The sequence below is a fragment of the Salinisphaera sp. SWV1 genome, from assembly GCF_052044155.1.
GTDB lineage: Bacteria > Pseudomonadota > Gammaproteobacteria > Nevskiales > Salinisphaeraceae > Salinisphaera.
This window is the reverse complement of sequence record NZ_JBQDYE010000008.1, coordinates 1-24,530: the sequence shown is the minus strand read 5'-3', so window position 1 is coordinate 24,530 and position 24,530 is coordinate 1. Positions and strand designations below refer to the sequence as shown.

Here is a 24,530-nt window from a genome sequence, read left to right as displayed (position 1 = left end):
TTGCAAGTGCTCAGGGCTGGGGCAGCCGCCGGGCCGCTCCAGCCTTGTACAGGCCCAGCAGTGTGGGCCGAATCGACAGACGCACGGCGGGCCCGGCATGGCCGGTTTCCAGTTCGATCATGCGTTCGTAATAGAATTCGGCCTGCTCGATGTCGGCCTCGGCATCCCGAAGCCGCCGGCGGTGAAGCGGGTCGGGCGGGCGCGAGCCCAGATTTTGGCAATACGCCTGGTAGCGCTGGCGTGCTTCGTCGTAGGTCAGGCGCGCCGCGTTTTCACGCAAATACTTCATCCGGGTCGCGCGGTTACGCCGAACCATGAGGAATCGCAGCGCGATCAGAGCGCCGACCACCACCAATACGCTTGTCATCTCTGCCTCAGAGAACCCACACAAAGCCGTCGATCGTGCGTAATAACGGCCCCGGGGCGGCATAGTTAATACCGTTTCCCGGCAAAAGACACGCTTTATTTTCGCCGCCGGTGTGGCGGCCGGTCGGCGCCGTGCGCGACCGGCCGGATTCGAGTCTTTATCGGTCGTGAAACCGGGGGGTAGGTCTGGGCCCGACGCGGCGCCCCGGCCCCGTTCAGCCGCCCAGCGTTTCCTCGAATAAGGTCGACAAGCGCTTGTAATGACGGGCATCGGCGGCTTCGTTGTAGACCGGCGCGTCGAACGCGGTGTAGCCGTGGCCGGCGCCCTTGTACAGTTCGGTGGTGAAGTCCACGCCGGCCGCCGCCATGGCGGCATCGAGCCGGCCGATCTGTGCCGGCGGCATCAGTTCATCACCATCGGCGTGGCCCAGATAGACACGGCCCTTGATCCGGTCGACCACGCCGAGCGGGCTGTTTTCGTCGCCCTCGACGGCAAGCCGGGCCGAATGGAAGCCGGCGGCCGCGGCCACGCGTTCGGGATGGGCTGCCGCCATGCGCAGGGCGAACGCACCGGTCATGCAATAGCCAACCACGCCGATGCGGCTGCCGTCGAATTCGGGTTCGGCGTCGATCGTGGCGACCAGCGCCGCGAAGTCGCGCGCCTGAGCTTCCGGCGTCAGATGGCCGGCATATTCGAACAGCGTCGGCCGGACGTCTTCGTCGCGAAACGATTTCCCTTCGGGCACCACCGGACCCACGACGTCGCGGTAGTAGATGTTGGGCATGAGTACCGCATAGCCGTCGTCGGCGATGGTCTGGGCCTTGTCGTGATAGCAGGGCCGCAAGCCGCCGATGTCGGTGAACAGCACGACGGCGGGCAGGGCGCCGTTCGCATCGTCGGGTGTGAAGATGTGGGCGTCGATCGTGCCGTCGGTGGCGTTGATATCGATGGCGCGGCTCATGGGCAAACTCCTAATGAAATGAGTGGCATCACGTGGGTTATAGGACCATGTACCGGCATTCTGCAACGACCGCGCGGGCCTGCGGAGCCCGCGCGGTGGTCTCGATGCGGGCGGCGCGGCTCAGGCCGCGTGCATGGTCCGGCGCGATGCCGCGGCCCGTCGGCCGAGCCAGGCATCGACCGCGAAGCGCCCCGGGCCGGCGACGTAGAGCGCCAGCAGGCCGCCGATGATTGCGATGTTCTTGTAGAAGTTGATTTCGTTGGCGTACTGCTCGGCGCCGGTCATCGTCCAGTACGGGTGGCCGATGAGTGCAGTGCCCAACGTATAAAGCGCCATCAGCAGCGCCAACGGCCGGGTCGCCGCGCCGAATGCAATGGCAAGCGCAACCGGGACTTCCATCACCACGGCGATGGCCGCTGCGAGTACGGGTATCGGCGCGCCCGTGTGTTGCATGTAGGCCACGGTGCCGGCGAAGCCGACCAGCTTGCCCCAGCCGAAGAGCACGAACAGCCAGGCAATCAGCACCCGGGCGGCGAGCAGCAGCGGATCCTGGAAATACGATTTGTGCAGGAGAGAGTCGAACATGACGGGCCTCGTTGCGATTGTGGATCGGGCCGGCAAGGCCGGCTGTTTCATTCAAGTTAGGCGCAGGACGCCCGGATCGGAAGCCGGCATAATCTCAACACGGCGTTCTATTATGGGAACGAGGCGTGGAAGATCTTGATGATCTGTTCTATTTTTCGAGCGTGGTCGAGCACGGCGGCTTCTCCGCCGCGGCCCGGGCGCTGAAGCAGCCCAAATCGAAGCTCAGCCGGCGCGTGGCCGCGCTCGAGGCACGGCTTGGCGTACGGCTGCTTAATCGCGACACCCGAGGCATTTCGCTCACGCCGATCGGCGAGGCCTTCCATGCGCATTGCCGCACCATGCTCGATGCCGCGCGCTCCGCGTTCGAGACCGTCGAACAAAGCCAGGCCCAGCCGCGCGGCACGGTGCGCCTGAGTTGCCCGCCGGGGCTGTTGTATCTGCGGCTGGCGCCGTTGATCTCGGCCTTTTTGGCCCGTTATCCCGAAGTCAACCTGGAGATCGAGGCGGTGGCGCGACCGGTCGATCCCGTGCGTGAAGGTTTCGATGTGGCGTTGCGCGTGCGGCCGACACCGTTGGCCGACAGCGATCTGAACATGCGCGCGATCGCGGCCAGCCCGCATCGGTTGATCGGCGCCCCAGAGTTGGTGGCGCATCTGCCGGGCCGCGCCACAGCGCCCGAGCGCGTCGACTGGCCGGCGCTGAGCGAAAGCCGCCCGGATGGCCGTTATTGTTGGTATCTCGAGAACACCGCCGGCCTGCGTTGCGAGATCGCCTACCGGCCGCGGTTGGTGACCGACGATATGTCGACCCTGCGCCGGGCGGCACTCGACGGTCTGGGCGTGGCGCAGTTGCCGATGCTGTTCGTCGGCGACGACCTCGCCGCCGGCCGGCTGGTCAATGTACTCCCCGGCTGGGCGCCGCCCGACAAGCTGCTGCACGCCGTGTTCGCCTCGCGCCGCGGCCAGTTGCCGGCGGTACGCGCGCTGCTGGATTTTCTGGCCGAATCCATCGGGCCGAGCGATTTCACGGATGGATGAAGTCTGACAATGGCGTCAACGCGCGTTCGAGGCATCAGAGAGAGCCGGAACAAACACCGTTGCGGCCCGGCTCAGCGTGTTTGCCGCGATAGCGTGCTATGACGCGGGCAACGGCAATAGGATCTCGATTCTCGCCATAGTGCAGTCGTTGGCGCTCCCGCGGGTGCTTCGGGCGCTGGTGACGTCTGAGAGTCGACAATCGCGAGTCGCCCAAAGCGATATCTGGCTAAATCTTTAGTCTGATGTGAGGACTCCAAACGAGAAGCGAGCCCACTGTGTCGCGCGATAGGTGAAGAGGTTCGCTCCGGCGTCGTTAAACCAACATGAACAGCCTACGCATACAGCCTGAACAACCTCAGGTTGGACCTCTAAATAAATGCGTAGATATTTTAACCAATTGAAAATTAATAAATATTTTCTCTTCTCTTATACGTCGCGTTTCGACGAGACCGCTTCGTCGCGGGGGTCAAGACGTTCGCAACCACTGTCTGACCGTCGCTCGCAATGAGGCAGATCTTCGAACTCCGAAGGCGAACTCTTTGCGCTCGATCAGAGTTGACACCGGCAAAACCGGGTGCTCTATTTGATTCTCAAATGTGATCTAAATTCACATATGTGAATACAGCAAGTGCGACAGAGAGGAGACCTGGAATGAGAATCCAAAAGAAGTTGCTTGTGACCGCAGCTATCGCCGCGACCGTGCTCAGCTATTCGGCTGTCAGTTCCGCGCAGGGTAAAAAGATCGGTTTCAGCATGGTGACTCAGCAGTCGCCGTTTTATGTGCAGCTCCGTCAAGGTGCAGAAAGCGAAGCCCATAAGCGGGGCGATACGCTGGTGTTCGTCGATGCCAACGGCGATGTCACCAAGCAGAACAACGACATTCAGGATCTTCTGACACGCAAAGTCGGCGTGTTGATCATCAATCCGGTCAACCCGGATGCCGTGGCGCCTTCGCTGGCTGCAGCGAAACGCAGTCACGTGCCGGTTGTCGCCGTGGATCGCAACGTGCGAGGCAAGGTCGCCAGTTATGTCGGACGCGACAACGTCAAGATGGCCAATATGTCGGCCGAGGCGTTGATTAAAGCGCTCAAGGCCAAGGGAATCACGAGCGGGAATATCGTCGAAATTCAGGGCGATGCCGGCGGTACGGTCATGGCTGAGCGACACAAGGGCTTCCAGGACGCGGTCAAGGGCACGAATTTCAAGGTTATCGAAGGGCCGTATAGCGACTACATCCGCGCGAACGCTGTCGCTGCGATGCAGGACATTCTGCAAGCCCACTCGAACATCGTGGCTGTATTCGCGCACAACGACGATATGGGTATGGGAGCGCTTCAGGTGCTCAAGGAAGCGGGCAAAAACAATGTGCTCGTTGCAGGCGTGGATGGGCTGTCCGAGGCTCTGGATGCCATCGCCAATGGCAACCAGTACGTGGCTACGGCGCTTAACGACCCGAGGTATATGGGGCGTTTGACCGTCAAGACGGCTGAAAAAGCCGCCAATGGCCAGGCACTGCCGACGTTCATCAATGCGGGCACTGAACTCGTGACTAAGCAGAACGTCGCCGAGATCAAGCGTGATGGACCGTTCGGGCAGTACGTGCCCGCTAGCGCGAATCAGCCGAACGGCAAGGATTCGGTTTCCAAGTAATTCGCCCGGCGCGACGGCGGTCGTCGCGCCGCGTTTTTCGGACTTTCAATTCTCTTCAAAGGATAAAGACGTGAAAGCAGCCGTCATGCATCGACCGGGTGACATCCGAGTCGAAGACATCGCCATGCCCGAGGCCCGGCCGGGCCATGCCCGGGTCAAGGTGGCCGCCTGCGGCGTATGCGGATCGGATCTTCCCCGCATGCTGACCAAGGGGGCCCATGTCATGCCGTTGGTCTGCGGCCATGAGTTCTCCGGCTATATTGATGCGCTCGGGGAAGGGGGGGAGGATTTTGTCGAGGGTGAATTGGTCACCGTGCCGCCGATGATTCCCTGCATGGAATGTAACCAATGCCGGCGCGGCCATCCGTCGCGTTGCGTGGACTACGACTACTTCGGCAGCCGCCGCGACGGCGCTTATGCCGAGTACGTGAGTGTGCCGCTCAGCAATCTGGTCAAGGTGCCCCAGGACATGTCGCCGACGGCCGCGGCCTTCGTCGATCCTGCCGCCATTGCTTTGCACGCGATCTGGCAAGGCGAATTTCGCACCGGCGAGAGCGCTGCTGTTATGGGCTGTGGGCCGATCGGTTTGTTCGCTATCCAGTGGTTGAAGCTCATGGGGGCTGGCGACATCGTGGCTATCGACCTCGCCGAAGAAAAACTGGCGATGGCTCGTGAAGCTGGCGCAACACAGACCTACAGGGCCGATGAATTGGAAGAGGATTTGCCGGTCTGCCATTTGATCGTTGAAGCCGCCGGTGCGCCGGCCTCGATCGATCAAGCGATCCGCATGACCGGGCCGGGTGGTCATATCGTGTTCATCGGAATCCCGACAAAGGATGTGCAGCTGTCGACCCAGACTTTCTCTCATTTCCTGCGCCAGGAAATTTCGCTGCACGGGGCCTGGAACTCGTTCTCCATGCCGTTTCCGGGCGACGAATGGAGAACCGCGATCGACAAGCTGGCCAGTGGCGAGCTGCGCTGGGAATTCATGATCACCCACGATCTGTCGTTGGATGAGTTACCGGACATGTTCTCGCGCTTCGAGGCCGGGAGCGAGGTATCGGCCAAGGTACTGTTCCGCCCCGGCGGACCGGCGTCGGGCTAGGCCCGCGCACGAATGACAAGGAGGGCTGCCTCATGAGCCTGTTTCTTGGCGTCGATTTCGGGACCGGCGGTGTAAGGGTCGGCCTCTATGACGTGCAACAGCGTCGTCTGGAGAATGTTGCCGAAGCTGCCTACGACACCGATTATCCGGGGCAGGGTCGTGCCGAACAGGCGCCGGATGATTGGTGGCAGGCGCTGGGCAGGGCCTGTCGGGCATTGATGAGCGCGGCTGGGCGGCCCGCGGTCGTTGCCATGAGTGTGGCGACTACCGCTTCGACTGTCGTCGCTGCACGAGAGAATGGGCGCCCGGTACGCCCGGCGTTGTTATGGATGGACTGCCGCGCTTCCGTCGAAGCCACGGAGACCGCGGCGATCGATCATCCCATGATGTGTCCCGGTGGGGATGCGGCCGAGTGGCTTATCCCCAAAGCGATGTGGATGGCGCGCCATGAACGCGATCTGTATTGCCAGTCCGATCGGTTGTGCGAAGCCGTCGACTGGATCAACCATGCCCTGACCGGACGCTGGGTCGCCTCGCGTTTGAATGCGACCTGCAAATGGAACTACGACAGCAAACGGTGTCGTTTCCCGGCCGATCTCTACGAACAGCTCGATGTGCCGGAGCTCATCGACAAGTTGCCGGGCGAGGTGTTCGCCGTCGGTGAAGCGGTTGGCGAGATCACCGCGGAGGCGGCCGCACACCTTGGGTTAAACGGCCGGCCCTTGCTGGTGCAGGGTGGAATCGACGCCCACGTCGGTATGCTCGGAGCTGGCGCGACCGAGCCGGGCGATGTGTTGTTCATCGGCGGCACCTCGAACGTCCAGCTCATCCATACCGAAGCCGAACAGCCGGTCACCGGTGTCTGGGGGCCTTATGCCGATGCGCTGGTTGACGACAGCTGGCTACTCGAAGGTGGGCAGATATCGTCCGGATCGATCCTGTCTTGGTTGGCGCACACGATTTTCGGTCTGGATGACGCCGGCCATAGCGCGCTGATTGCCGAGGCCGGCAAGCTGACTCCGGCCGATTCGGGGCTGCTGGTACTGGATTACTGGATGGGAAATCGTTCGCCCTATCGCGATGCCAATCTGCGCGGCGCGATATTCGGTTTGTCTTTGCATCACGGTCGTGTGGACATGTACCGCGCGGCTGTCGAGGCAGTAGCGCTCGGCGCGGCGAACGTGTTCACCGCGCTTGCCCGACACGACATATCGGTGCGCCGGGTGATTGCGGCCGGTGGATTCCAAAAGAATCCACTATGGCTGGAAACGACCGTGAACGCGACCGGGTTGCCGTTCGATCTGGTTCCGCGCAACAACCTGACGCTGATCGGCACCGCGGCAGCGGCAGCCTGTGGCGGGCGGTATTTCGCGTCGCTGCGCGAGGCCGCGGCTTACGTTGCCGAACCCTGTGAGCGGGTTGAGCCGGATCGAACGGCGCATCGGCGATACGCCGATTTACTGGGACGCTACCAGGAAACCACCGAAAGAATGGGCGATCTGCTATGCAGTGCACGGATACCGCCCACATCTAATCGGTCAGTCGCATGAGTAACGCATCGAAAGACAACACCACGACTCGGCTTGGCACGGAAGAAACACGCGAGCAGCTCATGGTGCAAATCGCCAAGCTGTCGTATGAGCTGGAGCTCAACCAGAACGAGATTGCACGGCGTACCGGATTGACGCGCTGGCAGGTCGCACGGCTTCTCAAGGACGCGCGTGCTGCCGGGATCGTGCGCATCGAGATCTCCCCGCGTTCGTCGCGACTGCCGCACGAAGAAGCCGAGCTACAGAAGCGTTTCGGGTTGCACGAAGCCATCGTTCTAGCCGATCAGCACGACGACGATCTGGCGCTGAACGTGGTTGCCCGGGCCGCGGGGCAGTATCTGGCCTCGCTATCGCCAGCGCCTTCTCTGGTGGGGGTGTCCTGGGGCCGCACCATGACCAAGATCGCGTCCTGGTTGCCCGCGATGTGGAATGACGACGTGGACGTCGTGTTGCTCAACGGCGCGATCAATATCCGCAATGTGGCCGAAGTCACCAACAACGTGGCCGAGCGCTTTGCCCACGCCGGTAACGGCCGGGCAACGCTGTTACCGGTCCCGGCGGTCCTGGGTAGTTCGAATACGCGCGAAGCGTTGGAAGCTGATCACCTGATCGCCGATGTACTGCAAATCGCTGACCGGGCGCCGGTGGCGTGCATGAGTATGGGCGAATTGACGGATCGTTCGGTATTGGTCACATCGGGCTATATCGACGAAGCGCTACTCGACGAACTCGGCAGACGGGGCGCGGTGGGCGACATTCTGGGGCGTTTCATCGACGACGACGGGGCCATCGTCATGCCCGAACTCGACGATCGAACCATCGGTCTGCGGCCGGAAAGACTACGCGACAAGGAATTGGCGATCGGCGTCTGTGTAGGCGCCAGCAAGCACCGGGTAGCGCGTGCTTGTCTGCGTGCCGGCTATCTCAATGTCTTGATTACCGACGAGCCGACCGCGCGTTTTCTGCTGGAGTCCGACGATGGCTGAGCACGTGCTGGAACTGGATGGCGTGGCCAAGCGTTTTCCACCCAACGTGGTCGCGCTGCGGCAAGCCTCGCTGTTCGTGCGGCCGGGCGAAGTGCATTGCCTGATGGGCGCCAACGGCGCCGGCAAGAGTACGTTGCTCAAGGTCGTGGCCGGTGCGCACCGGGCCGACGAAGGCGAATTACGGGTCGACGGCCGGCGGCTCGATCCGCGGCATCCGCAGGATGCGGCCCGGGCCGGCATCGCCATGATTTATCAGGAACTGGATCTGGTCGGCCAGATGACGGTCGAGGAAAACCTGATGCTCGGGCGCACGCCGCAGCGCTGGGGGTTCGTTTCCCGCCGGGCGCGTCGCCGTATCGTGGAAGAAGCGCTGGCGCGCGTGGGTGCGACGTTCGGTCCGGAGGCTCGAATCGAGAGTCTGTCGATCGCCAATCAGCAGCTGGCGGCGATCGCCCGGGCCCTGACTGGCGAGGCCCGGGTCGTCGTGATGGACGAGCCTTCTGCAGCCTTGAACGAGACCGAACTGGCCCGGGTGTTCGAGGTGGTTCGCGAAATGACAGCCCAGGGCGTGGCAGTGGTCTATGTCAGCCACCGTCTGCCAGAAATTCGTGCCATCGGCGATCGGGTGACGGTACTGCGCAACGGCGAAACGGTCGATAGCTTCACCGTGGCCGAGGTCGACGACCAGGCGCTGCTCAAGGCCGTAGTCGGCGATCAGCCGATGGCCGAACGCGCCACGCGCGACCACAGCGCCCCGGAGCAGCCGATAGCGCTCGACATTCGCGAGCTCAATGGTCCGGACGGGCTGACGGTGCGCGATCTCAAGGTACGCCGGGGCGAGGTGATCGGGCTCGCCGGCCTGAATGGCGCCGGGCGGACCACTTTGCTCAAGGCGTTGTTCGGTGCGTTGCCGATGACGGGCGATGTGGCTTTATTCGAGCAGCCCTATCGGCCGCGTCACACCCGCGACGCCATCGCCCGGGGTGTCGGGCTGGTGCCGGAAAGCCGCAAGACGGAGGGGCTGGTCCTAGACAGTGCGATCTATCGCAACGCGAGTCTGGTGTCGATGCGTCATCGACGGCTCATCTGGCAGCAGGCGATGACGCAGCAGGCGCAACCCGTACTCGACGATCTCAAAACCAAATACGGTCGATTATCGCAACCCGTGCGCCAGCTTTCCGGCGGCAACCAGCAGAAAGTCGTGTTGGCGAAATGGGTGGTCGATGGCGTGCAACTGCTGTTGCTCGACGAGCCGAGCCGAGGGCTCGACGTCGGCGCCAAAGCCGAGCTTTACCGGCTGGCACGCACGCTGGCTGCCGAAGGCACGGCAGTACTCGTGGCGAGCAGCGAATTCGAAGAACTCTATCTCAACTGCGACCGGATCTGGGTCATGCACGAGGGCCGCAACGTGGCTTGCTTCGACCCGGCAGTGGCGTCGAGCGACGACATACAACAAGCGATAATTATCGGAGGAGAGCGTCAGTCATGACGACGTTAAGCCAGTCGCCGGCCAACACGCCGGCTGCGTCTTCGGCGGTGCCCGGTGCCGGCCGTCGCCTGCGCGCCGTGCTGAATTGGGCGATGCGCTACAACTTTCTGTTCATCTTCTTGCTGGCGGTCTGCATCGCGGCCTCGTTGTCCGACAATTTCCTGACCCCCGGCAATATCGCCAATTTGTTCCAGCAGGCGGCCGTCATCGGCATTCTGGCCGTGGGTATGACGTTCGTCATTCTGACAGCCAACATTGATCTGTCGGTCGGCAGCGTGGCCGCCTTCGGCGGCGTTCTGGTCGCGGTCCTGCTGCAAAGCGGGATGCCGGTGATCCTGGCCGTTCCACTGACCTTGTTGGTCGGTATGGCGGCCGGGGCGCTGATGGGGGCGATCACCGTGTTCGGCATGGTGCCCAGTTTCATCGTCACCCTGGCCGGGCTCGTCTCGTTCCGCGGGCTGACGTTTCTGGTCTCTGACGGTGTGCCGATCGGTGGATTGCCGACCGGTTTCAGTGGTTTCGGCTCGGCGGTCATCACGTTCGGCGAGTTTCGGTTTCCGGTGATGGGGCTTGTCTTCATCGGAATCGTGGTCGTCGCCGGTTTACTCCTGCGCTACACCGTGTTCGGCGAGCATGTGCTGGCCACAGGTGGCAATCGCGAAGCGGCCCGGTTGTCGGGCGTGCCGGTGCGCTTTGTCACGATCGCCGTTTTCGCCGTGTCCGGCCTGCTGGCCACGTTGGGCGGCGTGCTGTTGACCTCGCGGCTGTCGATTGGCCAGCCCACGGCCATGCAAGGGGCCGAGCTGGATGCCATCGCCGCGGTGGTGCTCGGTGGCACGAGCCTGTTCGGCGGGCGCGGCAGCATGCTGGGTACCGCGGTTGCAGTCATGTTGCTCCAGGTTATCCGCAATATCTTCAATCTATTGGGTCTGGGCTCGTTCTATCAGATGACGATCACAGGCGTGATCATCGTCTTTGCCATTCTTTTGAACCGGCTCATCGACCACTACGCAGGACGCAACTAATGGCTGGCAATGCAAACAGCGCGGCGGCCCGTCCCGCCACGGATGACACGCCGAGTTCGACCCCGCCCAATCCGCATTCGTTGCGCAACCCGGGTACGGCTTTGGGCATGGCCGACGTATTGCCGGTCCAGATCAACACGGCGGCCGCGCTTCGGCGTAGCGCTACCCTCGGTACGCGCCGTAGCGTGAAAAAGATCTGGCAGGTGGCTTGGGATCTCAAAGCGATTGCGTGCATGGACCTGACCACGCTGGCCGGAGACGACACGCCGGGGCGCGTCAAACGGCTGTGTGCCAAGGCCCGGCGGCCGGTGCGTTCCGATCTGCTCGAGGCGTTGGGCTGTGCCGATCTGGGGCTGACGACCGGGGCCGTCTGTGTGTATCCGACCATGGTGGGCCCGGCCGTCAAGGCGTTGTCCGGTAGCGGCATACCGGTGGCCTCGGTTGCCACCGGTTTCCCGGCGGGCCTCACGCCGCTGGCGCAGCGCCTCGAGGAAATCCGCTATGCGGTCGACCAGGGCGCGGCCGAGATCGATATCGTCATCACCCGCGAACATGTACTGCTCGGACAGTGGGATGCGCTCTACGAAGAAATCGCGCGGATGCGCGAGACCTGCGGCGATGCGCATCTCAAGGCCATCCTGGCCACCGGCGATCTCAAGACGCTGCGCAATGTGTATCGCGCCAGCCGCGTGGCGATGATGGCCGGCGCGGACTTCATCAAAACCTCGACCGGTAAGGAAGATGTCAATGCCGTGCTGCCGGTCGGCCTGACGATGTGCCGGGCGATTCGCGATTACCGTGAAGCGACCGGATACGCCGTGGGCTTCAAGCCCGCCGGCGGGCTGCGCACGGCCAAGGAAGCCCGGGTATGGCTGTCGATGATGCGTGAGGAACTCGGCCGCGAATGGCAGGAGCCTTCCCTGTTTCGTATCGGCGCCAGCTCCATGCTCGGCGATATCGAACGCCAGCTCGAGCATTTCGTCACCGGTCGGTACTCGGCTGCGCACCGCCACGGTCTGGCCTGAGCCGACCCGCGACTTCGGAAAATACATCATGAGTGCACCGTCCCCCACGATTCCCGAGCTACTCGATACCATGGATTACGGCCCCTCGCCCGAAAGCGCCGACCAGGCGCTGGCCTGGCTCGATCGGCATCAACGTCGTTTCGGCCATTTCATTGGCGGCACTTTCGTCGAGCCCACCGAGGGCGGCTATTTTCAAACCGTCGATCCGGCGACCGAAACCCCGCTGGCCGAGGTGGCACAGGGTAGCCCTGCCGATATCGACAAGGCCGTTGCGGCGGCCAAGAAGGCCTTGGGAAGCTGGTCGAAAACCCCGGGCCATGAGCGAGCGCGCCGACTCTATGCCCTCGCCCGGTTGGTACAGAAGCACGCACGTCTTCTGGCCGTGCTGGAATGTCTGGACAACGGCAAGCCCATACGGGAAGCCCGCGACGGCGATATTCCGCTGGTGGCCCGGCATTTCTACCACCACGCCGGCTGGGCTGATTTGATCGAGACCGAATTCCCCGGTCACCAGCCCGTCGGCGTCTGTGGCCAGATCATTCCCTGGAACTTTCCGTTGTTGATGCTGGCCTGGAAGGTCGCGCCGGCGTTGGCCGCAGGCAATACGGTGGTGCTCAAGCCGGCCGAATATACGCCGCTCACGGCGCTGGCTTTCGCCGAATTGTGCCGAGAAGCCGGGCTGCCCCCCGGCACGGTCAATTTCGTGACCGGCGATGGTGAGACAGGCGCTGCCCTGGTCGGCCATGCCGATGTCGCCAAGATCGCCTTTACCGGCTCGACGGCGGTCGGGCGCTGGATTCGTGAGCGTACGGCCGGGAGCGGCAAGAAATTGTCGTTGGAACTGGGCGGCAAGTCGCCGTTCGTGGTGTTCGAAGACAGCGATCTCGATGCCGCGGTCGAAGGCGTGGTCGACTCGATTTGGTTCAATCAGGGGCAGGTCTGTTGTGCCGGCTCGCGCATTCTGGTGCAAGAGGGCGTGGCAGAGCGCTTCCATCACAAACTGCGCGAGCGCATGGCGACCTTGCGAGTCGGCAACCCGCTGGACAAATCGACCGATATCGGCGCGATCGTCGATCGCCGTCAACTCGCGCGTATCATCGATCTGGTTGAGCGCGGCGTCGCCGAAGGGGCCAGCTGTTACCAGCCACCGATGGCCGTGCATGAAACTGGCTTTTTCTATCCGCCGACGTTGATTACCGATGTCGAGTCGTCCTCGTTGTTGATGCGCGAGGAAATTTTCGGACCGGTGGTCACATCGAGTACGTTCCGCACGCCGGACGAGGCAGTGGCTTTGGCCAACGACACGCGCTACGGTCTGGCGGCTTCAGTCTGGAGCGAGAGCATCAGCCGTGCGTTGGATGTCGCCGGTCAAATACAGGCCGGCGTTGTCTGGATCAATACCGCCAATCAGTTCGATGCCGCCGCCGGATTCGGCGGCTATCGCGAAAGTGGCTATGGGCGCGAAGGCGGTCGTGAAGGGTTGCAGGACTATCTGACGGCAGAACCCGTGAAACGCCGTAAAACCGAGGCCGCTCCCGCGCCCGTCGTGGCGGTGCCAGCCGCGGAGCCGGCGCCACCTGCCGGCATCGATCGGACCACCAAACTGTATATCGGCGGCAAGCAGTCACGGCCGGATTCCGGCTATAGCTATGCGGTTGCCGGCACCGAGGGCCGCGCCGTCGGTTTGGCACCGCTGGCCAATCGCAAGGATATCCGTAACGCCGTGGCTGCGGCTCGCAAGGCGGCCGGATGGTCGCAACAGAGCGCGCATGCGCGGGCTCAGGTCGTGTTTTATCTGGCTGAGAACTTGGACGCGCGCCACGCCGAGTTTGCCGAAATGCTGGTAGCGCACACGGGGCTGAGTCGAAGTGCAGCCGACAAGGAAGTGGCACTTTCGGTTCGGCTGTTATTTCACTACGCGGCGCTTGCCGACAAATACGACGGGCGGGTTCATTCGACGGCGGTCCGGCACGCCACGCTGGCAATGAATGAACCGTGGGGTGTGTTGGGCATGGTCTGTGCCGATGCCACGCCGTTATCGGGGCTGGTTGGTCTGGTCGCGCCAGCGATCGCGCTGGGCAATCGTGCGGTGGCCGTCGTTTCGCAATCGCATGCGTTGATCGCTCTCGCATTGTATTCAGTGCTGGATACGAGCGATGTGCCCGGTGGCGTGATCAACCTGTTGTGCGGGGATCGCGAGGAACTGGCCGGGGTACTGGCGGCGCACGACGATGTCGATGCACTTTGGTGTGCGGCAATGAGCGTGGAGCAGCAGGCTGCACTCGAGGTGGCGTCGAGCGGCAATCTCAAACCGGTGACGGTGATTCCGTCCCGGCGCTGGTCCGAGGAGGCGATCACCGTCGTCGGCGCTTCACTGGCGCCCCAGGCAATACAGGTCAAGAATATCTGGATTCCCTATGGCGATTGAGCAGCGCGCCGGCGACTCATGTCGTCGCCCGATCCGGGCGGTCATCTTCGATATGGATGGCCTGCTTCTGGATACGGAGCAGATATATACCGACGTGACGCAGGACATTGTCGGGCCCTACGGCCATCGTTTCGACTGGACAGTTAAGCAGGACACTATTGGCTTGGGCGAGAGCGCTCTGGCCGAGCGTATTATTTCTGCCTTCGATCTCCCGATGACGGCGATCGATTTTCTGGCCCAGCGAGAGCCGTTATTGCAATCGCGTTTCGCGGCCGTGCCGGCCAAGCCGGGGGCCGAGCGGCTGGTGCGTCATCTGGCGGCCCACGATATACCGATTGCCGTGGGGACCAGCTCGTCGAGGGCCTTGCTCGAACTCAAATCCGGACCGCACCAAGACTGGTTTGCCCTGTTCGATGTGATCGTCACGGCCGACGACAAGGCGGTAGCCGAGGCAAAACCCGCGCCGGATATCTTCCGAGTGGCCGCTCGGCGCATCGGCTGCGACCCGGCCGAAACGCTCGTTTTCGAAGATTCGCCCTTCGGTATTCAAGCGGCCCGTGCGGCCGGAATGTCGGTTATCGCGGTGCCGGATGCGGCCATGGACCGGACACGATTCGAGGAGGCGAACGATATCATTAAGTCGCTACATGATTTCGAATCGACCAAATGGGCGTTACCATCTCTTGATGTCTAAGTGAGAGAGGGCGGGTTGCCCTCCGCTGCAATTGGACCTCTTCAATCAATATTGGCCTCGGCATATCGGTAGGCGAATATCGAGAACGATTGCGCTGAACTCACGCCGTTGATAAGCACGGTCGCCCGCTGCCGCTATAACCGCTGGCTTGTAACCGATGAGACGGCCACACTGCGCTAGGCGGCGCTCGACGGTCTGCGCGTATCGCAACAGCTAATCGTACGCGCGCTGCTGGATTTTCTGGCCGAATCCATCGGGCCGAGCGATTTCGCCCGCCGGCCCCCGGCGGGCGAGGTTAGCGGGCGTTCGGCAGAATGAGGTGGGTGCCGAAACCGGCCAGTGCGATGCCCACGAGCCGGTCGAACGCCGTGCGGACCCGGCTGAAAAGCGCCAGCGCCGGCGGCCGGCTCAGAACCAACGCGACAACCGCGTACCAGCTCGCCGAGATCAGGGCCATCATCACGACGGCCGCCAGACTCCAGCCGATCGAGGCCTGCGGCGGCATGACGGTGGCGAACAGGCTGGATACGAATACCGCGGTCTTGGGATTGGCCAGATTGGTGATCAATCCGGTGCGAAACAGTGCGCGCGCCGCAGGCTGGTCGTGAGCCCTCGGCGGGCCGTCGCCGGGGCGGGTCGAGGCGCGCAGCATAGCGAGGCCGAGCCCGATCAGATAAGCGCCGCCGACAAGTTTCAGGCCGATATAAGCCCAGGGCGCGGCCAGAAAAAGGCCGCGGATACCCAGAGCGCCGGCCAGCCCCCAGACGAGCGTGGCCGAGGCAATGCCCGCCACCGCGAACAGGCTCGCCCGGGCGCGATGGCGGGCGGCGGTACGCGCCACCAGCACGAAATTCGGCCCCGGTGATATCGCCGCCAGCAGCCAGAGGCTGCCGAGGGCTATGAACTGATGCATGGCTCGGCCCGGTTTCTCATCGAACGAACGATGCTTAGGCGCGATGGCGCCGGGAGAATGTGTTCCAGCCGAGCGTTAGCGCTGAGTTGGCAGGGTGGGGCGATATCGTCGAACGCCAAAGCTCACCGGCCGCTTTGGAGCGCAGCGGTAAAGCGGTCAGGTGCAGCGCCTTGTTGGGCGATCATTACCAATCTACCAGCTCACCGGAACCGCCACCTTCAGATGGAAAATCCTTGAAGTGGGGTAAATTATCTACTATAGGGAGCACTGCGTGCTGACATTGAACGTGTAACTTTGGATTGAATTCCTTACTTGGCAATAGAAACGCGTTCACGCTCCGAAGACCCATTCTCGGGATCTCCGAAAAAAGATGGGTGCCGCAAGTCTCGCAACGCATTCTTTGAGTCGTCTTCACCACAATAGGAGTGGGCGTTCCGTGAACCACTCTAACCGCTGTTGCAGGGTAAGCGGATGATGCAACATATGCGGCGCCATGAGCTGCTCGACAATCATCACAGTGACAATAGGCTTGCACGACCGGTTGCCCGGTGATCTCCAGGTCAATTTTACCGCAACGGCAATGCACATCTATTGTATTCAAGTTTTTCTCCTCTCAGTCCTTACTGACGCCTAACGTTTGGTTATGGTCGCCCCGCTCAATCAAAGCCGCATGCCGCCCGCGGCCTCGATGCGCTCGCCGTCGATCCAGCGCGCGTCATCGGACAGTAGCATGGCCGAGCGCTGCTCGATCGCGGCCGCGAATGGCTCGATGATCTCGATGAGATCGAAACCCTGTTCGAGCACAGGCATAACGCGTTGTCGGGCCTGTTGCGGGTCGATGTCGGCCATGCGATGGCGCGTCATCTGCTGATCCCGGAATGGCCCGGCTTGCTCGCCGCCCATCCGGGCCTGGAACTCGAACTGTCCGTCAGTGACGGACTGGCCGATCCGGTACGCGAAGGTCTGGATCTGGTCGTACGCGGCGGTCGCGTGCGGGACGCCCAGCTCATTGCCCGGCCGCTCGGCGATATGGCGATCGTCAACTGCGCCAGTCCGGGTTATCTGGCGCGCCATGGCACGCCGAGGTCCCCGGCCGATCTCGAAAACGGCCATCGCGTCGTGCACTACGTGCCGCGCCTCGGCGAGCCGCTGCCACGCTGGGAATACGTCAGCGACGGACAGACGCATGTTCTGCCGCTGCCGGGCGTGATTACGGTGAACAGTACCGGTGCGTATACCGATGCCTGCCGGGCCGGGCTGGGACTGATCCAGGTGCCGCGCGTCGGCGTGCAGTGGTTGCTGGACGCCGGTGAACTGATCGAGGTGATGCCCGGCCACCGCGCCGAGCCGATGCCGATCTCTTTCGTCTACCCGCATCGGCGCAATCTGTCGCGTCGCGTGCGGGGGTTCATGGACTGGCTGGGCCCGAAGATCCAGGCCTACTATCGGCTGGCGTGACGACGGAAACCGTCCTGGCCTCGCGGTGGTGCCGGGGCGCTGCATCGGAAATCGTGGGTAGGGCGGTATGGTGGAGATATCGGGCGCGGCTGCTTGCCGCCGCTTTTTTCGCCGACACGCGGATCGTGGTCGGCTACGGAGATCGACGCACATGCAGTTACGCGAAAGCAATATCCAGCGACTCCAATCCGGCGATGTCTACGACGCACTCATCGTCGGCGGGGGCATCAACGGTGCGGTCAGCGCGGCGGCACTGTCGGGCAAGGGCGTCAAGACAGCGTTGATCGACCAGGGCGATTTCGCCGGTATGACCAGCATGTGGTCGTCCAACCTGATCTGGGGCGGTATCAAGTACATGGAGTCGTACGACTTCAAGCTCGTGCGCGAGCTGTGCGTCTCCCGCAACCACCTGATCAAGCATTACCCGTCCACGGTGCAGGAAATCCGCTTCCTGACCACGATCACCCAGGGTTTCCGCTGGCATCCGCTGGTGCTCTGGGCCGGCACCTGGCTGTACTGGTTCTTCGGCAACTGCTTCACGAAGATTCCGCGTTTGCCGTCGCTCAAGCAGGTCAATAAAGAAGAACCGGTCATCGATACTCAGCCGGCCGTGGGCTGCTTCGAATATTCCGATGCCTTTCTGCACGACAACGACGCGCGCTTTGTCTTCAACTTCGTGCGCCTGGCGATGAACAGCGGCTGCGCAGCGGCTAACTACGTCGAATCCATCGGCGCCACCCGCGAGAACGGCATCTGGACCGTGCAGCTGCGCGACGTGATGACTGGCCGGGAATTCACCGCGAAAACCCGCACACTCATCAACGCCTGCGGCCCGCTCGCCGATCAATACAACCGGCTGACCGAGAAGAAGACTGAGCATAGCCATGTGCTGTCCAAGGGGATTCATCTCATCGTCGAACGGCTCACGCCCAACAAACGCGTGCTGGCTTTCTTCGACCAGGATGGGCGCCTGTTCTTCGCCATCCCCATGGGCAACCGCACCTGCATCGGCACTACCGACACGCGCACCGACGACCCGCATGCGGCGATCACCGACGAAGACATCGACTTCGTACTGGACAACATCAACGCCCGGCTGGCGCTCGACAAACCGCTGGATCGCGACGACATCATCGCCACCCGCTGCGGCGTACGTCCGCTGGCGGTGGAAAACAGCGGCGGCCAGGATCGGGACTTCCTGCAGCTCTCCCGCAAGCACGAGATCGATTCCGACATCGAACAGGGCTACATCAGCATCTTCGGCGGCAAGCTCACCGATTGCGTGAACGTCGGCAACGAAATCACCGACCTGGTCGAACGGATGGGCATCGAAGTCCGCTACCCGAAATATCGCTGGTACGGCGAACCGGTGGATTCGGTGCGCGACGAATTCTTCCATCAGGCCCGGCTCATGAACCTCGACGGCTACACCGACCCGGCCTCGTCCGAACCGCTGTCCACCCGGCTCTGGCGCCGCTACGCCGGCCATGCCATCGGCATTCTCGAAAACATCCGAGAAGACCCGCGCCAGGCCGAAATCCTCATCGAGGGCACCGAATACATCCGCGCCGAAGTCCGCCAGGCCGCGAGACGAGAGATGATCACCAAGCTCGAGGATTTCCTGCGCCGCCGCTCCAAGATCAGCCTCGTCTCCCGCCAGGACACCATCAAGCACTCTGCCGGCCTGCTCGAAGCTTGCGAGATCCTGTTCGGCGACGACGCGAAAAAACGCTTCGACGAATACTTCCGCGAGCACCCGGTAGTCAACGGCATCGCCAAGGACCCGTCGTCCGGCCAGGCCGCCGCAGACGATGCGCCCGAGGCGACCGACGTAGCCGACACCGCCCGCGAGCGCGAGCATGGGTTTGAGACGTTGAATTGGTAGGGGCCATCGGCTGGGATGATGTTTCGTGATCAGTGTTCATCCCAAGGATTAACCAGCGCAACGCCGAAGGGGTCAAAGTCCTTGGTGTTGCGGGTCGCAAGCGTTGCGCCGTGGTTAAGGCAGATTGCGGCGATTTGGGCGTCCGCCATTGAGGCGGGGCGCCCCGCGGCTTCGCTCGCGGCCACGCGCTGTGCATAGTGCACCGCAGCCTCAGCGTCGAACGAGAAGATGGCGCCAGCAAAGTCTTCTTCGAACATCATGGCGGCAACGCCGCCGAGTTGCTGTTTGCGCCGCCCGTCGGGCAGGCGCTCTATGCCATAGAGAATCTCGGCCACGGTGATCGCCGTGATGGCTATATCGTCTCGGGCACTTGTCGAGTCGATCCAATCTACAACGGGCGGGTTCGGCGCCGGTCGCATGAGTTCGGACAAAACGTTCGTACCAAGAACGATCATCTAGTCGAACTCGGCGGGCCGTGCTCGTTCAGTTCGTTTCGGCGCATCGATTTCCACGCCATCGGTGGCCGCGAACCGTTCGCAAATGCGGCTGCCCAAACCTCGCTGTCGGCGTGGTGCAGGCGCACGTTGCAGAATCAAGCGCACTTCTTCTTCCATGGAATGCCCGTGTTCGGCGGCCGTCAGCCGCAATGCGCGTTTCAGTTCATCGTCCAGATTGCGAATCGTGATTGAAGCCATGATCGCTTTTGATTGCATTGAAATCAATGCGGTCATTATAGCAATTCGACAGTCCGAGAATGACATCCAGATCTTGCTCACCTCCCGTTCGTCTCGGTGAGTAGATCGCGCCTTGCCGCGAAATATTCCCGAACGGAAATATTGCGGTTTTATTCCTGTTCGGGAATACTGTTCAAATATATTCGTTCGGATGTAAGTAGTGACGATCAGGAACGCGAAAGACTTCGGCCTCCAGATTCGCGAAGCCCGTCGTCGTGCAGGGATCACGCAGGGTGTACTGGCGGATCGTTGCGGCACCACGCAGAGCTGGATATCGGAGCTGGAAAACGGCAAGCCCCGCGCTGAGCTCGAGTTGGCTCTGCGTGTGCTGCGCGAGCTTGGCCTGGCACTACAGGTTGCAGAGAGTGCTGAGCCGCCAGCGACGCAGTCGAACAGCAATTTCGACGTAACCGATCTTGTCGGAATGCCGCGCTCGCACAAATCATCGAGTACCGATGATGGCTGAGCGTGTCACCCGGAGCACGCCGCTGTATTTCGGTGATCGTTTGATCGGTGTGATAGAGAGGTTGGCCGATCAAGGTCGGCTCCGTCTGACTTACGACGACAGTTGGCGGGAAATGCCGGGAGTTTGGCCCATCTCCTTGTCGCTTCCCATCTCGCGCCGGGTTCATACCGACCAGCGCCGCGAGACCCAGAAGCCGGTCGAGCATTTTCTCCGGGGGCTGCTACCCGACAACGAAGATACGATTAATCGATGGGCGCGCGAGTTCGGCGTGGGCCGGCACGACCCGGTCGCCATCCTGAGCGAGATCGGTGTGGACTGTCCGGGCGGGATTTCCTTCGTCGAGCCGGCCGGCCAAGGCTACGAAGAACCGCTCGACAACGCGCGGCTCGGCCATGAAATGCGATGTCTGCAAGAGTCGTTACCCTCGGCGTTGGAGGGCGACCACGGTCAGTTCTCTCTGGCCGGTGCCCAGGCAAAAACCGCCCTGCGAAAAACAGCGACCGGATGGGCCGTTCCGCACGGTGGCTTAGCCAGTACGCATATTCTCAAACCCGCCATGATCGGCTTGCCCGATCAGGCGCTCAACGAGCATTACTGCCTGGAGCTGGCGCGCCGAATCGGCTTGCCGGCGGTCGAATCGGAGGTCGTCGACTTCGACGACGTGCCGGTGCTCGTGGTCAAGCGTTTCGACCGCTTCGGCGCGGTGCCGAATCTAATACGGCTGCATCAGGAAGACTTCTGCCAGGCGCTTGGCGTGCATCCGCGCAACAAATACGAAGCCGAAGGCGGGCCGAGACTCGCGGATATGATGCAACTGCTCGATCGCCACAGCGGCGATCCACTGGCCGACCAGACACGCCTGTACCAGGCGGTACTCTTCAACCTGATCATTGCGGGCACCGACGCACACGCCAAGAACTTCGCGCTCATCTATCCGCCAACAGCCGGCTTGCCACGGCTCGCCCCGCTGTACGACATGAACAGCATGTACCCCTACGCCGCTCAGCGGCGTGACCTGCGCAGTTCGCTACGCTTCGCCGGCCATTACAAGCTGCGTGAAATCACGAGAGAACATCTGGTACGTCGAATCGATGGCTGTCGTCTGCGAGCGCGCGACATGGCGTCTATCCGGGATGAGCTGTTGGACACACTGCCTCAAGTTGCCGAAACGTTGGCGGCTGACGTGGCTGCGGCAGGCGTGAAATCGGACATTCCCGAGACGATTGCTGCCGGCGTAGGGGCGGCTTGTCGGCGTTGGCGCGGCAGCTAGATATCAGCGGTCAGGCGCTGTCGTAGAGATGCTTCTGGATCAAGACCCGCGCCAGGTCGAAATCCTCGTCGAAGGCACCGAATACATCCGCGCCGAAGTCGGCATCGCAAAGGATCCGTCGTTGGGACAGACGGCGGCCGACTCAGCCCGCGAGCGCGAGCATGGGTTCGAAACGTTGAACTGGTAGCAACGCTGTCTACAAGTAAAGCTTGTTTAACTAGCAACGAGCTAAGTAAACGAAATCGCGAATTGCTTTATTAGCGTGGCTATCGCTACGCTTCGGCGATGATCGATGAAGCCGATGCTGCAGCCCGAGCCGGCCGCTACCGCGAAACCATCGCGGGCGGCGAGACAGTGCGCGCGTTCGTACCCGCCGATTTGCCGCCCGAGCCGCCGATCGATGTGCTATCGCTACTGGAACCTTTCGCCAGGGCCCAGAGCGCGATCGGGCGCCTCGACGGCATTACGACGCTGCTGCCTGGCGATGATCTGTTTCTCTACATGTATGTGCGCAAGGAAGCGGTGTTGTCCTCTCAGATCGAGGGCACGCAGTCCACGTTGAACGACCTGCTGCGTTTCGAAAGCGACGCCACTTCCGGCCAGCCGATCGACGATATTCGCGAAGTATCGAATTACGTCGACGCCATGCTCTACGGCCTTGACCGCCTGGAAACACTACCTTTGTCGCTCCGCTTGATGCGCGAAATGCACGCGCGGTTGCTCGATAGCGGCCGCGGTGCCGCCAAGAGCCCCGGCGAGTTCCGGACCACGCAGAACTGGATCGGCGGCATGCGGCCCGTTAATGCCCAGTTCGTGCCGCCATCGCCCGACGACATGCTGCAGTGCCTGGACACGTTCGAGCGTTTCATTCATGAACAGGAGTCGCGCTTGCCTACGCTGATCAAGGCCGGACTGCTGCACGTTCAATTCGAGACGATTCACCCGTTTCTGGACGGCAACGGACGCCTCGGCCGCCTGCTGGTGACGTTGTTCTTATGCATGCAAGGCGAGATGAAGCGGCCGCTGCTTTATCTCAGCCTCTATTTGAAAACCCATCGCGAACGTTACTACGCGCTGTTGCAAGACGTTCGCGAGTACGGTCTTTGGGAAGACTGGTTGACGTTCTTTCTCGAGGGTATCGCCGAGACCGCGAACCAGGCGTTCGATGCGGCGAACCGCATCGTGCGGCTATTCGAAGCCGATCGTGCGGCCATCCGGAACAACGATGATCGTGTCGGTTCAGTCCTCCGAGTGCACGAGGCCATGCAGCGCTTGCCGTTCGCCAACACGAAGCAACTCAGGCGCGCGACCGGATTGTCAGCCCCGCCGATAAACGACGCGCTCAAGGTGCTTGAACGCCTTGAAATCGTGAGTGAAGTCTCGGGGCGCCAGCGAGGGCGGGTGTATCGGTATGATGCCTTTATGGACATTTTGAGCGAAGGGACCACGCCGCTGTAGCGAGCTTCGCGAAACGTGAAACAGCCTCTCGCTTATCAGTAGGTGTATCAATCGCCCAGGGCGAATTCGAGAACAGCCTGCTTGTCTTGATAGCTAACAACGGACGCTTCGGCCTTAGCAAGAAGCTCCCGTGCTTCCTCGACTGCCCTGCTTCGCTTTTTATCGTTGTTCGTCCCATCGACGGCGAATAGGAAACGACCTGCAAACAGGTGACGGCGCCGAATCTCGGCCAGTCGAAATTGCCAACGATTGGCATGTTCCAGAATGGCGCTAGGTGTCGTTTGTCCAAGGTTGAGCGGTTTCATCGCCTTATGCGCTTTACCGTCACGTTGTTCGACGAAGGGTAGCTCTGGCGTTTCGAACTCGTCATTACCTAGGCGAGCTTGCGTGAAACGCCCGCTTATGCCGACTTCCTTGAGCCAATTGCCAATACCGCGTGCCAGCTTCGCTTCACGCTGTTCCGGTGTGTGGAAGCTACGGTGCACGTAATACTGGTGCAGTGCCGCGAGTTTGCTTTCCGGGTGATCGGCTAAAGCGACCCGCGGTTCGCTGAAGCGGATGATGCTTTCGCGTGGTCGGATCAGTTCTTCGAAAATGGCAGTCGAGTCGCCGTTGTTGCCCGTGTCGGCCGCAACCAGGCTTTATAGCCTCTTGAGTTCCGCATGCAACTCTTTAACCGATTGTAGATACAGACGGCTATCAACATCATCGAAGAAATTTGTGATGCGTCTGCTTCGGCGCGTTTCGAGCTCGAACCCCAGGAACGCTTGCTCGGCCGCGAGCAATACAATGCCCACGTTCGCGAATTCGCCCGTTTCCACGAGCGGCGCGAAACGTACGATGGCGTACTGGCAGGCAATGCGGTTCATCGGATAGCCCAGAAATCGTCGGACTCGAAAGCGGTCAGGAGCGCATAGGCTGCGGACCAATCGAACGCCACCGGGTCGAGCTGCTCGGCGTCGAGGTAGCGCCATTCATCGGGGATCGATTCGACAATCGCGTCCCAACGCCCCATGGTGGCGATCATACGCTTAGCGTACTCGGCCCGCGTGACCAAGCCATCGAACACGGCAGGTGCTTGATCGCGGAATACGTGATCGATAAAGAAATTGGCCGACGTCACCGTGTCATCAAGGGCAACATTGTGGTCGATCACGACCAGTTCCTGCGCGTCCGGGGCCCAGAACAGGTTCGGGTTGCCGCCGTGTTCGGTCAATGTGCGATCGCCGTTCTTAATCCACTAGTCGAAAAGAAGAACGTCTTGTCTCATCTTCGGCGGGACCAACTGTGCCGATTGACAGTTCAATTCAGTGCCGCGCCGTCTTTTCGTAAACGGTCCACCAACCCCATCCTTCCGGCGGCATAACCGATAAGCCAATCTCTCCGCTGTCGCTATTGACGGAGAGATTGAGATGTCGGAGACAAGGAAATACTGGTCGCAGCA

Annotated in this window: 26 protein-coding genes and 1 pseudogene; 16 read left to right on the top strand and 11 right to left on the bottom strand. The window is 61.9% G+C overall.

What is annotated here, in order from left to right:
• Positions 1 to 10 precede the first annotated feature (10 nt).
• From ACS8YF_RS05520 to ACS8YF_RS05510, 3 genes are all read right to left on the bottom strand, one after another.
• On the bottom strand, positions 11 to 367 hold the full coding sequence (locus tag ACS8YF_RS05520; protein WP_440849218.1) for a hypothetical protein: 357 nt from the start codon (positions 365 to 367) through the stop codon (positions 11 to 13).
• Between the two features lie 214 nt (positions 368 to 581).
• Positions 582 to 1,328, bottom strand: coding sequence for a dienelactone hydrolase family protein (locus tag ACS8YF_RS05515; protein ID WP_440849217.1), 747 nt, complete (start codon positions 1,326 to 1,328; stop codon positions 582 to 584).
• A gap of 120 nt (positions 1,329 to 1,448) precedes the next feature.
• Positions 1,449 to 1,913 carry a DoxX family protein gene (locus ACS8YF_RS05510; RefSeq protein ID WP_440849216.1) on the bottom strand — a complete coding sequence of 155 codons (465 nt, stop codon included), beginning with the start codon at positions 1,911 to 1,913 and terminating at the stop codon, positions 1,449 to 1,451.
• 125 nt (positions 1,914 to 2,038) lie between these two features.
• Here ACS8YF_RS05510 and ACS8YF_RS05505 point away from each other — a divergent pair, with 125 nt between their 5' ends.
• The 10 genes from ACS8YF_RS05505 (at position 2,039) to ACS8YF_RS05460 (ending at position 14,902) form a co-directional block, all read left to right on the top strand.
• Positions 2,039 to 2,950 carry a LysR substrate-binding domain-containing protein gene (locus tag ACS8YF_RS05505; RefSeq protein WP_440849215.1) on the top strand — a complete coding sequence of 304 codons (912 nt, stop codon included), beginning with the start codon at positions 2,039 to 2,041 and terminating at the stop codon, positions 2,948 to 2,950.
• Positions 2,951 to 3,601: 651 nt separating this feature from the next.
• Entirely contained in the window at positions 3,602 to 4,600 is a 999-nt protein-coding gene (locus ACS8YF_RS05500) for a substrate-binding domain-containing protein (RefSeq protein WP_440849214.1), read from the top strand.
• Positions 4,601 to 4,685: 85 nt separating this feature from the next.
• Complete coding sequence (locus ACS8YF_RS05495; protein ID WP_440849323.1) at positions 4,686 to 5,705, top strand: galactitol-1-phosphate 5-dehydrogenase; 1,020 nt, start codon at positions 4,686 to 4,688, stop codon at positions 5,703 to 5,705.
• Between the two features lie 32 nt (positions 5,706 to 5,737).
• Positions 5,738 to 7,255, top strand: coding sequence for an FGGY-family carbohydrate kinase (locus ACS8YF_RS05490; RefSeq protein WP_440849213.1), 1,518 nt, complete (start codon positions 5,738 to 5,740; stop codon positions 7,253 to 7,255).
• Positions 7,252 to 8,241 carry a sugar-binding transcriptional regulator gene (locus tag ACS8YF_RS05485; protein ID WP_440849212.1) on the top strand — a complete coding sequence of 330 codons (990 nt, stop codon included), beginning with the start codon at positions 7,252 to 7,254 and terminating at the stop codon, positions 8,239 to 8,241. Before ACS8YF_RS05490 ends, ACS8YF_RS05485 begins: the two co-directional genes overlap by 4 nt.
• Positions 8,234 to 9,730, top strand: a complete 1,497-nt coding sequence (locus tag ACS8YF_RS05480) for a sugar ABC transporter ATP-binding protein (RefSeq protein ID WP_440849211.1) — start codon at positions 8,234 to 8,236, stop codon at positions 9,728 to 9,730. The genes ACS8YF_RS05485 and ACS8YF_RS05480 overlap by 8 nt, the downstream gene beginning before the upstream one ends.
• Complete coding sequence (locus tag ACS8YF_RS05475; protein ID WP_440849210.1) at positions 9,727 to 10,755, top strand: ABC transporter permease; 1,029 nt, start codon at positions 9,727 to 9,729, stop codon at positions 10,753 to 10,755. Before ACS8YF_RS05480 ends, ACS8YF_RS05475 begins: the two co-directional genes overlap by 4 nt.
• Positions 10,756 to 10,862: 107 nt before the next feature.
• Complete coding sequence (gene deoC / locus ACS8YF_RS05470; RefSeq protein WP_440849322.1) at positions 10,863 to 11,780, top strand: deoxyribose-phosphate aldolase; 918 nt, start codon at positions 10,863 to 10,865, stop codon at positions 11,778 to 11,780.
• Between the two features lie 28 nt (positions 11,781 to 11,808).
• The gene (locus ACS8YF_RS05465; protein WP_440849209.1) at positions 11,809 to 14,208 is read left to right on the top strand and encodes an aldehyde dehydrogenase family protein; all 2,400 of its coding nucleotides are present in this window, start codon (positions 11,809 to 11,811) and stop codon (positions 14,206 to 14,208) included.
• The gene (locus ACS8YF_RS05460; protein WP_440849208.1) at positions 14,198 to 14,902 is read left to right on the top strand and encodes an HAD-IA family hydrolase; all 705 of its coding nucleotides are present in this window, start codon (positions 14,198 to 14,200) and stop codon (positions 14,900 to 14,902) included. Before ACS8YF_RS05465 ends, ACS8YF_RS05460 begins: the two co-directional genes overlap by 11 nt.
• A 295-nt stretch (positions 14,903 to 15,197) precedes the next feature.
• On the opposite strand, the gene ACS8YF_RS05455 is transcribed toward ACS8YF_RS05460, so the two are convergent.
• From ACS8YF_RS05455 to ACS8YF_RS05445, 3 genes are all read right to left on the bottom strand, one after another.
• Positions 15,198 to 15,815 (bottom strand): LysE family translocator, encoded by a 618-nt coding sequence (locus tag ACS8YF_RS05455; protein WP_440849207.1) that lies wholly within the window; start codon positions 15,813 to 15,815, stop codon positions 15,198 to 15,200.
• A gap of 184 nt (positions 15,816 to 15,999) precedes the next feature.
• Positions 16,000 to 16,401 (bottom strand): GFA family protein, encoded by a 402-nt coding sequence (locus ACS8YF_RS05450; RefSeq protein WP_440849321.1) that lies wholly within the window; start codon positions 16,399 to 16,401, stop codon positions 16,000 to 16,002.
• Between the two features lie 74 nt (positions 16,402 to 16,475).
• Positions 16,476 to 16,679, bottom strand: a complete 204-nt coding sequence (locus tag ACS8YF_RS05445) for a hypothetical protein (RefSeq protein WP_440849206.1) — start codon at positions 16,677 to 16,679, stop codon at positions 16,476 to 16,478.
• Here ACS8YF_RS05445 and ACS8YF_RS05440 point away from each other — a divergent pair.
• The gene (locus ACS8YF_RS05440) at positions 16,668 to 17,273 is read left to right on the top strand and encodes a LysR substrate-binding domain-containing protein (protein WP_440849205.1); all 606 of its coding nucleotides are present in this window, start codon (positions 16,668 to 16,670) and stop codon (positions 17,271 to 17,273) included. The two genes, ACS8YF_RS05445 and ACS8YF_RS05440, sit on opposite strands and share 12 nt — an antisense overlap.
• A 151-nt stretch (positions 17,274 to 17,424) precedes the next feature.
• Positions 17,425 to 19,158, top strand: coding sequence for an FAD-dependent oxidoreductase (locus ACS8YF_RS05435; RefSeq protein ID WP_440849204.1), 1,734 nt, complete (start codon positions 17,425 to 17,427; stop codon positions 19,156 to 19,158).
• Between the two features lie 29 nt (positions 19,159 to 19,187).
• Here the strand turns inward: ACS8YF_RS05435 and ACS8YF_RS05430 are convergent, their stop codons facing one another.
• Positions 19,188 to 19,613 (bottom strand): type II toxin-antitoxin system VapC family toxin, encoded by a 426-nt coding sequence (locus tag ACS8YF_RS05430; protein ID WP_440849203.1) that lies wholly within the window; start codon positions 19,611 to 19,613, stop codon positions 19,188 to 19,190.
• Positions 19,614 to 19,853: a FitA-like ribbon-helix-helix domain-containing protein gene (locus tag ACS8YF_RS05425; protein WP_440849320.1), complete on the bottom strand. Its 240-nt coding sequence runs from the start codon at positions 19,851 to 19,853 to the stop codon at positions 19,614 to 19,616. It lies immediately after the preceding gene.
• A 199-nt stretch (positions 19,854 to 20,052) separates the two neighbouring features.
• Between ACS8YF_RS05425 and ACS8YF_RS05420 the strand changes: the two genes are divergently transcribed.
• The 4 genes from ACS8YF_RS05420 (at position 20,053) to ACS8YF_RS05405 (ending at position 23,086) form a co-directional block, all read left to right on the top strand.
• Positions 20,053 to 20,358 carry a helix-turn-helix domain-containing protein gene (locus ACS8YF_RS05420; RefSeq protein WP_440849202.1) on the top strand — a complete coding sequence of 102 codons (306 nt, stop codon included), beginning with the start codon at positions 20,053 to 20,055 and terminating at the stop codon, positions 20,356 to 20,358.
• Positions 20,348 to 21,628, top strand: a complete 1,281-nt coding sequence (locus tag ACS8YF_RS05415) for a HipA domain-containing protein (RefSeq protein WP_440849201.1) — start codon at positions 20,348 to 20,350, stop codon at positions 21,626 to 21,628. Before ACS8YF_RS05420 ends, ACS8YF_RS05415 begins: the two co-directional genes overlap by 11 nt.
• 28 nt (positions 21,629 to 21,656) lie before the next feature.
• Positions 21,657 to 21,815, top strand: a complete 159-nt coding sequence (locus tag ACS8YF_RS05410; RefSeq protein WP_440849200.1) for a hypothetical protein — start codon at positions 21,657 to 21,659, stop codon at positions 21,813 to 21,815.
• Between the two features lie 98 nt (positions 21,816 to 21,913).
• Entirely contained in the window at positions 21,914 to 23,086 is a 1,173-nt protein-coding gene (locus ACS8YF_RS05405; protein WP_440849199.1) for a Fic family protein, read from the top strand.
• 47 nt (positions 23,087 to 23,133) lie between these two features.
• On the opposite strand, the gene ACS8YF_RS05400 is transcribed toward ACS8YF_RS05405, so the two are convergent.
• From ACS8YF_RS05400 to ACS8YF_RS05390, 3 genes and pseudogenes are all read right to left on the bottom strand, one after another.
• Entirely contained in the window at positions 23,134 to 23,571 is a 438-nt protein-coding gene (locus tag ACS8YF_RS05400; RefSeq protein WP_440849327.1) for a hypothetical protein, read from the bottom strand.
• Positions 23,572 to 23,580: 9 nt separating this feature from the next.
• Positions 23,581 to 23,955: pseudogene (locus ACS8YF_RS05395) on the bottom strand (DUF3037 domain-containing protein); the annotation flags it as partial.
• The gene (locus tag ACS8YF_RS05390) at positions 23,952 to 24,323 is read right to left on the bottom strand and encodes a HipA family kinase (protein WP_440849319.1); all 372 of its coding nucleotides are present in this window, start codon (positions 24,321 to 24,323) and stop codon (positions 23,952 to 23,954) included. The pseudogene ACS8YF_RS05395 and the gene ACS8YF_RS05390, both read right to left, overlap by 4 nt.
• Positions 24,324 to 24,530 lie beyond the last annotated feature (207 nt).

What these genes read in the sequence shown, in the direction of transcription:
- ACS8YF_RS05425 (WP_440849320.1), bottom strand. Translation starts at nt 19,853, where the DNA reads ATGGCTTCAATCACGATTCGCAATCTGGACGATGAACTGAAACGCGCA.
- ACS8YF_RS05500 (WP_440849214.1), top strand. Translation starts at nt 3,602, where the DNA reads ATGAGAATCCAAAAGAAGTTGCTTGTGACCGCAGCTATCGCCGCGACC.
- ACS8YF_RS05410 (WP_440849200.1), top strand. Translation starts at nt 21,657, where the DNA reads ATGCTTCTGGATCAAGACCCGCGCCAGGTCGAAATCCTCGTCGAAGGC.
- ACS8YF_RS05510 (WP_440849216.1), bottom strand. Translation starts at nt 1,913, where the DNA reads ATGTTCGACTCTCTCCTGCACAAATCGTATTTCCAGGATCCGCTGCTG.
- ACS8YF_RS05445 (WP_440849206.1), bottom strand. Translation starts at nt 16,679, where the DNA reads ATGACGCGCCATCGCATGGCCGACATCGACCCGCAACAGGCCCGACAA.
- ACS8YF_RS05430 (WP_440849203.1), bottom strand. Translation starts at nt 19,613, where the DNA reads ATGATCGTTCTTGGTACGAACGTTTTGTCCGAACTCATGCGACCGGCG.
- ACS8YF_RS05460 (WP_440849208.1), top strand. Translation starts at nt 14,198, where the DNA reads ATGGCGATTGAGCAGCGCGCCGGCGACTCATGTCGTCGCCCGATCCGG.
- ACS8YF_RS05485 (WP_440849212.1), top strand. Translation starts at nt 7,252, where the DNA reads ATGAGTAACGCATCGAAAGACAACACCACGACTCGGCTTGGCACGGAA.
- ACS8YF_RS05490 (WP_440849213.1), top strand. Translation starts at nt 5,738, where the DNA reads ATGAGCCTGTTTCTTGGCGTCGATTTCGGGACCGGCGGTGTAAGGGTC.
- ACS8YF_RS05520 (WP_440849218.1), bottom strand. Translation starts at nt 367, where the DNA reads ATGACAAGCGTATTGGTGGTGGTCGGCGCTCTGATCGCGCTGCGATTC.
- ACS8YF_RS05455 (WP_440849207.1), bottom strand. Translation starts at nt 15,815, where the DNA reads ATGCATCAGTTCATAGCCCTCGGCAGCCTCTGGCTGCTGGCGGCGATA.
- ACS8YF_RS05405 (WP_440849199.1), top strand. Translation starts at nt 21,914, where the DNA reads ATGATCGATGAAGCCGATGCTGCAGCCCGAGCCGGCCGCTACCGCGAA.
- ACS8YF_RS05415 (WP_440849201.1), top strand. Translation starts at nt 20,348, where the DNA reads ATGATGGCTGAGCGTGTCACCCGGAGCACGCCGCTGTATTTCGGTGAT.
- ACS8YF_RS05515 (WP_440849217.1), bottom strand. Translation starts at nt 1,328, where the DNA reads ATGAGCCGCGCCATCGATATCAACGCCACCGACGGCACGATCGACGCC.
- ACS8YF_RS05435 (WP_440849204.1), top strand. Translation starts at nt 17,425, where the DNA reads ATGCAGTTACGCGAAAGCAATATCCAGCGACTCCAATCCGGCGATGTC.
- ACS8YF_RS05465 (WP_440849209.1), top strand. Translation starts at nt 11,809, where the DNA reads ATGAGTGCACCGTCCCCCACGATTCCCGAGCTACTCGATACCATGGAT.
- ACS8YF_RS05495 (WP_440849323.1), top strand. Translation starts at nt 4,686, where the DNA reads ATGCATCGACCGGGTGACATCCGAGTCGAAGACATCGCCATGCCCGAG.
- ACS8YF_RS05480 (WP_440849211.1), top strand. Translation starts at nt 8,234, where the DNA reads ATGGCTGAGCACGTGCTGGAACTGGATGGCGTGGCCAAGCGTTTTCCA.
- deoC (WP_440849322.1), top strand. Translation starts at nt 10,863, where the DNA reads ATGGCCGACGTATTGCCGGTCCAGATCAACACGGCGGCCGCGCTTCGG.
- ACS8YF_RS05475 (WP_440849210.1), top strand. Translation starts at nt 9,727, where the DNA reads ATGACGACGTTAAGCCAGTCGCCGGCCAACACGCCGGCTGCGTCTTCG.
- ACS8YF_RS05440 (WP_440849205.1), top strand. Translation starts at nt 16,668, where the DNA reads ATGGCGCGTCATCTGCTGATCCCGGAATGGCCCGGCTTGCTCGCCGCC.